The 273-nt window shown below is 67.8% G+C and carries 1 pseudogene; it reads right to left on the minus strand.

The features are described 5' to 3' along the window. Positions 1 to 273, minus strand: a pseudogene (locus tag SB752_RS32450) (ABC transporter substrate-binding protein); the annotation flags it as partial.

Consider the following 273-nt stretch of genomic DNA (forward strand, 5'->3'; position numbering starts at 1 on the left):
CTGCTGTTGGTTTCCCGCGCCAGGTAGCGGCGGGTTTCATCCGGGTGCTGGTGGGCCCAATGTTCGGCGCGCAGTACCGAGCCGAGCAGGGTGCGCACCACCTGCGGATGCTGCTCAAGCAGGTGGCTGTCTACCGCCAGCGTGCGCGGCGTGCCATTGTTGCTGCGGATCAGCGGGTCGGGGTGGCTGCCGGTGTCGATCACCGTGCGCAGGGCAAAGGCGTGGGCCAGTTGCACGGCACTGGCGCCCTTGAGGAAGATTGCGTCCACCTCG

Source organism: Brevibacillus sp. SIMBA_040 (assembly GCF_046535075.1).
Taxonomy (GTDB): domain Bacteria; phylum Bacillota; class Bacilli; order Brevibacillales; family Brevibacillaceae; genus Brevibacillus.